The organism is Pseudoalteromonas luteoviolacea (assembly GCF_000814765.1).
Lineage (GTDB): Bacteria > Pseudomonadota > Gammaproteobacteria > Enterobacterales > Alteromonadaceae > Pseudoalteromonas > Pseudoalteromonas luteoviolacea_H.
Genome location: NZ_JWIC01000001.1, coordinates 1 through 11245, shown reverse-complemented (window position 1 = coordinate 11245; position 11245 = coordinate 1). Strand labels below are relative to the sequence as shown.

5 protein-coding genes and 3 rRNA genes are annotated in these 11245 nt (G+C 45.2%); all 8 read right to left on the bottom strand.

Translation table 11 applies throughout. The features are described 5' to 3' along the window. Positions 1-19: 19 nt before the first annotated feature. On the bottom strand, positions 20-2617 hold the full coding sequence (gene acnB / locus JF50_RS00040) for a bifunctional aconitate hydratase 2/2-methylisocitrate dehydratase (protein ID WP_039607719.1): 2598 nt from the start codon (positions 2615-2617) through the stop codon (positions 20-22). Positions 2618-2868: 251 nt separating this feature from the next. Further along, positions 2869-3927 carry an OmpA family protein gene (locus JF50_RS00035; RefSeq protein ID WP_039607513.1) on the bottom strand — a complete coding sequence of 353 codons (1059 nt, stop codon included), beginning with the start codon at positions 3925-3927 and terminating at the stop codon, positions 2869-2871. Between the two features lie 117 nt (positions 3928-4044). Beyond that, complete coding sequence (locus JF50_RS00030) at positions 4045-5847, bottom strand: ABC transporter ATP-binding protein (RefSeq protein ID WP_039607512.1); 1803 nt, start codon at positions 5845-5847, stop codon at positions 4045-4047. Continuing rightward, complete coding sequence (locus JF50_RS00025) at positions 5848-7278, bottom strand: protein adenylyltransferase SelO (RefSeq protein WP_039607511.1); 1431 nt, start codon at positions 7276-7278, stop codon at positions 5848-5850. A gap of 3 nt (positions 7279-7281) precedes the next feature. After that, positions 7282-7971: a DNA-3-methyladenine glycosylase I gene (locus tag JF50_RS00020; protein ID WP_039607510.1), complete on the bottom strand. Its 690-nt coding sequence runs from the start codon at positions 7969-7971 to the stop codon at positions 7282-7284. Between the two features lie 375 nt (positions 7972-8346). Then, a 5S ribosomal RNA gene (gene rrf / locus JF50_RS00015) occupies positions 8347-8461 on the bottom strand. Between the two features lie 43 nt (positions 8462-8504). Then, positions 8505-8619, bottom strand: a 5S ribosomal RNA gene (gene rrf, locus JF50_RS00010). Between the two features lie 118 nt (positions 8620-8737). Continuing rightward, positions 8738-11245, bottom strand: a 23S ribosomal RNA gene (locus JF50_RS00005); the annotation flags it as partial.

Here is an 11245-nt window from a genome sequence, read left to right as displayed (position 1 = left end):
CACGAGCCTTTTTAAGGAATTAGATTGCTTGCTGAATGATCACACTGTCCGCTTTTTTGGTGTAATGCGACATTTTATGGAAATTCAAATAGCGATAGGTATCCGCAGCCGTGGCATTCACTTTTGCCGCATAAGTTTGGTACTCATCAGGCGTAGGAAGTCTGCCGATAATAGCCGCAACCGCAGCCAACTCAGCAGACGCTAAAAAAACATTGGCCCCCGTGCCTAGACGATTTGGAAAATTACGTGTAGAAGTAGATACCACTGTGGCTTTGTCTGCCACTCTCGCCTGATTACCCATACACAAAGAGCAGCCCGGCGTTTCTATGCGCGCACCTACTCGACCATAAATCCCATAATACCCCTCATCGGTTAGCTGATCTCTGTCCATCTTGGTTGGCGGGGCTATCCACATCCGAGTAGGGATCTGTCCACTGAAGCTGTCTAACAACTTACCTGCTGCACGGAAATGACCTATATTGGTCATGCAAGAGCCTATAAACACTTCGTTGATCTTTTCATTTTGCACCGTCGATAATAGCCGTGCATCATCAGGATCATTCGGCGCGCATAAAATGGGCTCTTTAATATCATTTAGATTGATTTCGAGCACGTGTGCATACTCAGCATCCTGGTCAGCCTCCATTAAATGTGGGCTTTCTAACCATCCCTGCATTTTTAAGATCCGGCGCTCTATGGTTCGAACATCACCATAGCCCTCAGAAATCATCCACTTCAACATCACAATATTTGAGCGCAAGTATTCTTCAACTGATCTCTGTGACAGCTTCACAGTGCACCCAGCTGCAGAGCGCTCAGCAGACGCATCCGACAGCTCAAACGCCTGTTCAACCGTTAAGTGTTCCACACCTTCGATTTCAAGAATGCGACCAGAAAACGCATTGACTTTGCCTTTTTTTTCAACCGTCAATAACCCTTGTTTAATTGCATAATAAGGTATCGCATGCACCAGATCGCGTAATGTGATCCCTTCTTGCATCTCCCCTTTAAAACGCACTAGAACAGACTCAGGCATATCCAGTGGCATGACACCTGTCGCAGCAGCAAAGGCGACCGCCCCGGAGCCTGCAGGAAAAGAAATCCCCAATGGGAAGCGAGTATGTGAATCGCCACCAGTACCCACAGTGTCAGGCAAAAGCATACGGTTGATCCAAGAATGGATGACACCATCTCCTGGGCGTAATGACACCCCGCCACGATTCATCATAAAATCCGGTAAAGTATGGTGCGTATTAACGTCTATGGGCTTTGGATAAGCAGAGGTATGGCAAAAAGACTGCATAGTTAAATCCGCTGAAAAGCCCAAACAAGCAAGATCTTTCAATTCATCCCGTGTCATCGGTCCTGTGGTATCCTGCGAGCCAACTGTGGTCATCATCGGTTCACAGTATTGTCCCGGCCTAACCCCGACAACTCCACACGCTTTACCCACCACTTTCTGTGCCAGCGTATACCCTTTGCTTGTGTCGTTCGCTTGCGCTGGCTTTTTGAAAATGGTTTCTGCTTCTAAACCAAGCGACGCACGGGCTTTGTCTGTTAAGCCCCTGCCAATGATCAGGGGAATACGACCTCCCGCGCGAACTTCATCTAAGATTACTGCTGATTTCAAGGTAAACTGTGACAGTACCTCATCCGTGCCAAAGCGTTTAACCACCCCCTGATAGGGATAAATATCAATTTGATCGCCCATGTTGAGCTTTTCAACTGGCAACTCAATAGGAAGCGCACCAGAGTCTTCCATGGTATTAAAGAAAATAGGCGCAATTTTCCCCCCTAAGCAAACACCGCCGACCCGTTTATTCGGCACATAAGGAATGTCCTCACCCATAAACCACAACACTGAGTTGGTGGCAGATTTTCTTGACGACCCTGTACCTACCACATCCCCAACATATGCCAGAGGCAGCCCTTCATTTTTCAGTGACTCTAATTGAGATACAGGGCCTATTTCACCGCTTTTATCCGGTGATATCCCGTCTCGATCCAACTTTAACATCGCAAGCGCATGCAGTGGAATATCCGGGCGAGACCAAGCGTCTGGCGCCGGCGACAAATCATCGGTATTGGTCTCCCCACTGACTTTAAAAACAGTAACAGAAATTTTTTTGGGCACTGCCGGTTTTCGTGTAAACCAGTCAGCATTGGCCCATGATTCGAGCACCTGTTGCGCAAATTCATTGCCGCCTTTGGCCTTTTCTTCTACATCATAAAACGCATCAAACATGAGTAATGTGTTGGATAACCCTTTAACCGCGATGGGGGCAAGTTCTGGCTTATCTAACAGCTCCACCATAGGCGCAATATTGTACCCCCCTAACATGGTGCCTAATAACTCAACCGCATAGGCTTTTGAAATGAGCGGTGATGACACTTCTTCTTTCGCTACCGCAGCTAAAAAACCAGCTTTAATATAGGCAGCATCATCTACGCCCGGCGGGACACGATTCACCAATAAGTCTAAAATAAATGCCTCTTCTCCTGCGGGGGGAGATTTTATTAAATCAATTAAATCGGCTGTTTGCTGTGCATCTAACGGCTTAGGAACGATCCCTTTTGCCGCGCGCTCTTCGATATGGTTTCGATATTCATGAAGCACGGTAATATCCTCTTGGTGACGTGTTTTAATAAGCATTTTAGTTGGTTTGTTTATAACTGCTTATCTTTTAATCTAACCATTTGATTATAAAAACTTGCCACTAAGATGAAAGTATTACAAGTTGTGGACACAAAAGATATCGATTATTTATTTTGTGAATATTAAAAAGAGGCTGGTGCGGGTAGATGAGTGACGATTGTTAAGTTTAAATTATGGCTGGACAACAAGGGGTTATCCAGCCCAAAAAGACGCTATCTTTTCACTTTTACCCTCTCTACAGATATCACTTTCGCTTCTACACGGCGATTCGCAGTGTGTGCTTCTTGTGTATCTCGGCTATCCATTAAACGTTCTTCACCGTACCCAATGGTTGAAATACGTGATTGAGCGATCCCTTTTTCAACTAATTGTGCAGCAACCGCATCTGCGCGCTTTTTAGATAACCACATATTGTAATCTGCCTTACCCAAACTTGAAGTATGACCTTCAAGCACTACCGTGGTTTCTGGATGCGCACGCAAGAACTCAACAACCGCGTTTATGTCATCTAAATACTGCTGAGATACTTGTGAGTTGTTATTCGGGAAACGCACCAGTAGACTAACAGTGACTTCTTTATTTTCATATAAGCTACACCCAGCAGCATCTACCGCATCACTCATTGGTGTATTTGCACAGCGGTCCTTTTTATCTAACACGCCATCGCCATCACTGTCTTTTGGTTGTTCAGTGACCGCAGGTTGAGGCGCAGGCTGAGGTGCAGGTTCTACTTTTGCAGGGCGGCTCTGTGAAGCACCAAACATATAGTTAATACCCAGCTTTGCACCGACATCGGTATAACCGCGCTCTAAGCCTTGATAAATCGCAGTCTCAAAGTTAGCAGCAAAATTATCAGTAAAGTGATGGCGATAACCAACACCCGCATTGGCAAACAAATTGCTATCAAATATGTCTATCGACTTAAGACCTGCCAAGGCATAAAACGGACCGCCATTGAAATGATACAGACCATCAATACCTAAACGGTCACCATCTTGAGAGCCAGTGCCTGCCCCTTCCAAATCGAAATCCATATCCGCATACTCGATACGCGCACTCCAATATTTGTTAAAGCGATAGCCTAGTTCAGCGCCCCATCCTGTGGAGTCATCAATACCTACACCGCCATTACCAACACCTCTGATGTTTTCCCAATCAGCATTGTAGTAATCACCAAAGACACCAAGGTAAACACCTTCTTCTACTTCTTTCGCATGTAAAGAAGTAGCCGCAGTCATTGCTACAATTACGCTTAGCATTTTAAGTTTCATCGTTTTTTCCCTCTAAAATCCAGACTTATTTATTTTGATAGCAAGATAATAGTAGTCGATGTCTTAATAATTACTTAACACAAAATAAGTATTTTTAGTTAAGAATTAAAGCTGAACCTAGCCTTGATGTCCGAATAAAACTTGATATAAGCCATCTTCTTCTAACAAGGTACGATGATCGCCTGATTGAGTAACACATCCATCGTCTAATACGTAAATAATATCCGCTTGGCGAATCGCGCTCAGCCTGTGTGCAATGATCAAAGTAGTACGTCCACTTAAAAATTGATTTAAATTTTTATGAATACGTGCCTCTGTTTCAACATCCAGCGCCGAGGTAGCCTCATCTAATATCACCACCTTCGGATCTGCCGCAACCATACGAGCAATCGCCAGTCGTTGCTTTTGGCCACCAGACAGTTTTACGCCATTACGACCAACAATTGCATCAAGCTGCCCATCCATATTTCTTACATTGTCTGCCAATTCCGCAATTTCTAGCGCGTGCCATAACTGCTCATCGGTACATGGCTTGCCTAAACTTAAATTTTCCCGAATGGAAGAGTTAAATAAGATAGGCTGCTGTAAAACAGTAACAGCGTGCTCTCTTATTAGGTCATAACCAATCTTTTCGGCAGCTATGCCGTTAATGAGTATCTCTCCCGCAGACTTTTCATAAAGGCCAAGTAACAGTTGAACTAACGTTGACTTTCCTCCCCCCGACACAGCAACCAACGCGACTTTTTTCCCCGCTGGAATATGCATACTGACATCATGCAAAATAGGTTGGCCTTCATTGTATTCAAAGCTCACATGATTGAACTCGATACCAATCTTGTCTGCATTGAATGCCTCTGCAGCACTTTTTGTCGTACCAACATGGGATGTTTCCGTTTCAAAGTCCAACACTTGGTTAAGTCTTTGTAATGCTGCTGAAGCGCTATAATATGAGTATTGAATACTGAGGATTTCTTGAACCGGTCCCATCATGAACCAGAGGTAGCCAAATACAGCAAAGATTTGTCCAACAGATAAACCAGAAAACACCACCATTAACATCGCAATGGCTCTAAAAACCTCAAAACCAAGCAAAAAGACTGTAAAGCTTAAGCGATTAACCGCATCTGTTTTCCACTGGGACTGCACAGAGTGATACCTCAAGTCTTTTGCCGCGTTCAGCACATTGTCAAAATAGCCATGTTCACGGCGCATGGCTTTAAGTTGTGCAATGGCATCCAATGTCTCAACCAGTGCCGTTTGAAATGCCTCAAAGGCATTGTTTTTTTCTTTAGTCAGATGCTTAACTTGCTTGCCAAATTGCCTAGAGAAATAAATGACAGCAGGGTTCAAGGTTAAAATGATTAGCCCTAGTGTAAAGTCGATCCACAACAACACGATCGCGGTGCCAATGATCGTCAGTAAGCCGATCAGAAAGCGAGACATCGTTTGACTAATAAAACTGTCTAACGTCTCGATATCAGTTACACATCGAGAACTGATCGCTGCCCCCCCTTGTGTTTCAAACTCTTTTAGCCGCACTTGAGATAAGTGCCCAAGTAAGCGTTGACGAATATTTAAAGAAACATCTTTACCTATAATCGTGAATTGTCGAGACTGTGCCACACCAAGTAATAAAGCGCCAATACGCATCAGCATAACGGCAACGAGAATCGCTAATATATACCCTGTTGGACCATTCCAATTATCAGGTAACAGCCCATTCATAAACTCTACTGCAACACCCGGTTTTGCCAGCAATACTTCATCTACAAGAAGTGGCATCATCAAAGGTATTGGCACGCTAACCAGCGCAGCTAGGAGTGCAATAATATGTGCGTAGACAAGTGGCTTTTTATGCTTTAGCACTTGTCTCTGAATTTCTTTCCACGTCAATGGCCCTGTCATCTCGGTGTTTTGCATTTAAGTACCACAAAAAGTTTGATAGCGATTAGGATCAGACTGTGACTTCAACCATTTTTCAGGATAATCCACATACTGATATGGGGTGCTTAGTGCTTCTATCCAGGTGTCGAGAAGCGTACTTTTACCTTGTTGATAATAGTCGTTAATAACTTCTTCAACTAAGTCATTGCGAGGAATAATTGCAGGATTAAAACGTGTCATCATCGCTGCAACCTGATCATCATCGTATTGCTCTGTCATTGCTTGCCACTTAACAAGCCATGGCTTTAGTACAGCCGCTACTGGAAACTGTTCCTGTAGCTTATGCAATTTCAGCGCAGTTAAAGAGGCAAACGTATTTGTATAATCCAGCTCATGCTGAGTCATTAGTTCGAGCAACTCAGTGACTAATGCTTGATCGTCACTGTGTGTTTGAAGTAGACCGAGTTTATTACGCCATAGCTGTTGATAACCCTCATTAAAACGTTCAGAGAAATTCACCAGAATTCCCGAAAATCGTTCAATGGCAGGCTGCTCTTCCGTAAATAAAAGCAATAACGATTCAGCCAAACGGCCACAGTTCCAACTGGCCATATTGGGCTGTTGACCAAATGCATAACGCCCTTGCCTATCTATAGAACTAAATACTCGATTAAATGAAAAAGCCTCCATCATAGCACACGGGCCATAGTCTATCGTTTCACCATTAATTAAAGTATTATCCGTGTTCATCACACCATGTATGAAACCAACCTGTAGCCACTTCAGCATCAAATCACATTGCGCATCACAAACAGATTGAAAGAATGAAAAAATATTTTCTTCACGGCTCTCTCTTAGCTGCAAGCCCATATCTTTCATTGCCATTTCTAATAGCTGAGTCATCGCTTTTTCGTCTTGCTGTAAAGCAAGGTATTGAAAAGAACCAACTCGAATGTGACTACGCGCCGTTCGAGCAACGACGGCACCGGGTAGACTCCCTTGACGATATACCGCTTGACCCGTTGATAATACAGCAAGGCAGTCTGTTGAAGGCACGCCCAAGCTTGATAAAGCACGGCTCATTACAAACTCTCTCACAGCAGGACCCAGTGCACATAAACCGTCACCACCTCGGGAAAACACAGTCGCCCCAGAGCCTTTTAACTGAAGATCAATAGCTTCTCCATTAGGCGTCAAAAATGACCCAATTAAATGTGCTCTGCCATCCCCCAAAGTTGGATTAAATTGACCAAATTGATGCCCTGAATAGGCCAAACATACACTGTGTGTATTTGGCAAAGGCTGTTGACCTGATAAATATAAACACGCTGTCGCAGCATCCCAATTTAGGCCAAGCTGAGTGTTTAACGATAAATTAAACAGCACTAATTCTGCATCTTTAAAAGCAGTTGGTGCAGCAGGAACCGCAAACTGCTCGCCAATCGGTGTATACCTAGAATAAAACATAAATTAAGTACTCTGAATTGCGTTATCACCAACACTGAAGGCAATTAACTGACTAAGCGCCGTCATTGAAAAACCACTGTGATTTTGAAGCTCGTTAAAGTGTTGCTGTGCCGCTTTTAACGACTTTAATGATTGTAGCCCACCATCAATAATGTCGTTTGCTCTTAGGTAGGCTTCTACATCTTTTGTTAATAGGAAAGTATCTTTACCAAGCGCTCGCAAGGCAAATGGTCCCGTATTACCGCCTAATCGGTTACCTTGCTTTTTAAGTAGTAACCATAGGTTGATAATGTCATCACTTGGCCAGTTTGCGACAAGCTCGCTGAATGAACCATGCGCTTGTTGAAGCTCATAAATCATATGGCAATTAATAGCGATGCTCTGTACCTTTTTGTAGTTACGAATAATGCGTTCATCTTGAGCACGCTGCTCATACATTTCAGGAGACATATAAAGAAGTTTATCAACAGAAAAATCCCAAAAGACTTCTCTAAACCCATCCCACTTTGCATTAACCACAGACCAATAAAATCCAGACTGGAAAATTTTTCGAGTAAACTCTTCTAACCACAGATCGTCGCACAGTGTCCTTAATGTACTTACTTTACGTGGCTCAGCTAATAAAAGACGTAAATTAGATTCTCCGCCTTTTCTTTCACATGCTCTATCATAAATTTCATTAAATCGAGTCAAGGTTTCCCCACTATCGTATTAATTACAACATCATTATCAATAATAGTCTCACATATTGTGTCGACTAAACACACCATAGTTCTAGGGATATTTAATATATCGGTGTCGTCTGGACTACCTAGTACATAAGATTGATGGTATCGAACGCAGTGAGTACGCTCTTTTTACGCAAGTAAAGTGCGAAAGGTTTATGACACAGCGCGAAGCGCTGCCATTCTTTTCGCGCAAGGTGATTAACGTGCAAAATGTAACGACTACGAACGAAGTGAGTACGCTCTTTTTGCGCAAGGTGAAATAAACTAGTTTAGCTGTTGCTGAGGGGGCTTAAACGCAAAAAAGCCCGATTCTTTCGAATCGGGCTTTCTTTTATTTGGCGCTTGGCGATGTCCTACTTTCACATGGGAAACCCCACACTATCATCGGCGCTATTTCGTTTCACTACTGAGTTCGGCATGGGATCAGGTGGTTCCAAAATGCTATGTTCACCAAGCAAATTCTTTGCTTTAGTTATTATTTTTTATTTATAAATTGGGCCCTGGCAATGTCCTACTTTCACATGGGAAACCCCACACTATCATCGGCGCTATTTCGTTTCACTACTGAGTTCGGCATGGGTTCAGGTGGTTCCAAAATGCTATGTTCACCAGGAAATTCTGTCTGCAAGATGTTTATCAACACCTTACTAAAATCTGGAAGCGTAATTAAATTCTTATCGTCTACTTTATATTCTTAACTTCTAACAAGCTTAAAACCACTTTGGCGTTGTATGGTTAAGCCTCACGGGTAATTAGTACGAGTTAGCTCAATGCCTCACAGCACTTCCACATCTCGCCTATCAACGTTGTAGTCTTCAACGGCCCTTCAGTTAACTTAAAGTTAAAGTGAGAACTCATCTCGAGGCTCGCTTCCCGCTTAGATGCTTTCAGCGGTTATCGATTCCGAACGTAGCTACCGGGCAATGCTATTGGCATAACAACCCGAACACCAGCGGTTCGTCCACTCCGGTCCTCTCGTACTAGGAGCAGCCCCTCTCAATTCTCAAACGCCCACGGCAGATAGGGACCGAACTGTCTCACGACGTTCTAAACCCAGCTCGCGTACCACTTTAAATGGCGAACAGCCATACCCTTGGGACCGACTTCAGCCCCAGGATGTGATGAGCCGACATCGAGGTGCCAAACACCGCCGTCGATATGAACTCTTGGGCGGTATCAGCCTGTTATCCCCGGAGTACCTTTTATCCGTTGAGCGATGGCCCTTCCATTCAGAACCACCGGATCACTATGACCTACTTTCGTACCTGCTCGACGTGTCTGTCTCGCAGTTAAGCTGGCTTCTACCATTACACTAACCGTACGATGTCCGACCGTACTTAGCCAACCTTCGTGCTCCTCCGTTACTCTTTGGGAGGAGACCGCCCCAGTCAAACTACCCACCAGGCACTGTCCTCAACCCCGATTAGGGGCCTAAGTTAGAACATCAACACTACAAGGGTGGTATTTCAAGGACGGCTCCACACAATCTAGCGACTGTGCTTCAAAGCCTCCCACCTATCCTACACATGTAGGGTCAATGTTCAGTGCCAAGCTGTAGTAAAGGTTCACGGGGTCTTTCCGTCTAGCCGCGGGTACACAGCATCTTCACTGCGATTTCAATTTCACTGAGTCTCGGGTGGAGACAGCGTGGCCATGGTTACACCATTCGTGCAGGTCGGAACTTACCCGACAAGGAATTTCGCTACCTTAGGACCGTTATAGTTACGGCCGCCGTTTACCGGGGCTTCGATCAAGAGCTTCGACAAACGTCTAACCCCATCAATTAACCTTCCGGCACCGGGCAGGTGTCACACCGTATACGTCATCTTACGATTTTGCACAGTGCTGTGTTTTTAATAAACAGTCCCAGCCACCTGGTCACTGCGGCTCTCGTTTGCTTACGGAGCAAGTCCTTCACAAACAAGAGCGTACCTTCTCCCGAAGTTACGGTACAATTTTGCCTAGTTCCTTCACCCGAGTTCTCTCAAGCGCCTTAGTATTCTCTACCTGACCACCTGTGTCGGTTTAGGGTACGATTCGATATAAACTGAAGCTTAGAGGCTTTTCCTGGAAGTAGGGCATCAACAACTTCACTACCGTAGTAGCTCGTCTCGACTCTCAGCCTTAGCGACCCGGATTTTCCTAAGTCACCAGCCTACAGCCTTTCACATGGACAACCAACGCCATGCTTGCCTAGCCTGCTCCGTCCCCCCATCGCATTTATACCAAGTACGGGAATATTAACCCGTTTCCCATCGACTACGCTCTTCAGCCTCGCCTTAGGGGTCGACTCACCCTACCCTGATTAACATGGGATAGGAACCCTTGGTCTTCCGGCGTGCGGGTTTTTCACCCGCATTATCGTTACTCATGTCAGCATTCGCACTTCTGATATGTCCAGCATGCCTCCCGGCACACCTTCAGCCACTTACAGAACGCTCCCCTACCCCGCGAACATAAGTTCGCAGCCGTAGCTTCGGTGGTATGTTTAGCCCCGTTACATCTTCCGCGCAGGCCGACTCGACTAGTGAGCTATTACGCTTTCTTTAAAGGATGCTGCTTCTAAGCCAACCTCCTAGCTGTTTTAGCCTTCCCACATCGTTTCCCACTTAACATACACTTTGGGACCTTAGCTGACGGTCTGGGTTGTTTCCCTCTCCACGATGGACGTTAGCACCCACCGTGTGTCTCCCGGATAGTACTTTACGGTATTCGGAGTTTGCAAAGGGTTGGTAAGTCGGGATGACCCCCTAGCCTTAACAGTGCTCTACCCCCGTAAGTATTCGTCCGAGGCTCTACCTAAATAGATTTCGGGGAGAACCAGCTATCTCCCGGTTTGATTAGCCTTTCACTCCTAGCCACAGGTCATCCCCTAACTTTTCAACGTTAGTGGGTTCGGTCCTCCAGTCAGTGTTACCTGACCTTCAACCTGCCCATGGCTAGATCACCGGGTTTCGGGTCTATACCCTGCAACTTAAGCGCCCAGTTAAGACTCGCTTTCGCTACGGCTCCCCTAAATGGTTAACCTCGCTACAGAATATAAGTCGCTGACCCATTATACAAAAGGTACGCAGTCACCCTCGAAGGGCTCCTACTGCTTGTACGTACACGGTTTCAGGTTCTATTTCACTCCCCTCACAGGGTTCTTTTCGCCTTTCCCTCACGGTACTGGTTCACTATCGGTCAGTTGGGAGTATTTAGCCTTGGAGGATGGTCCCCCCATATTCAGTCAAAGTTTC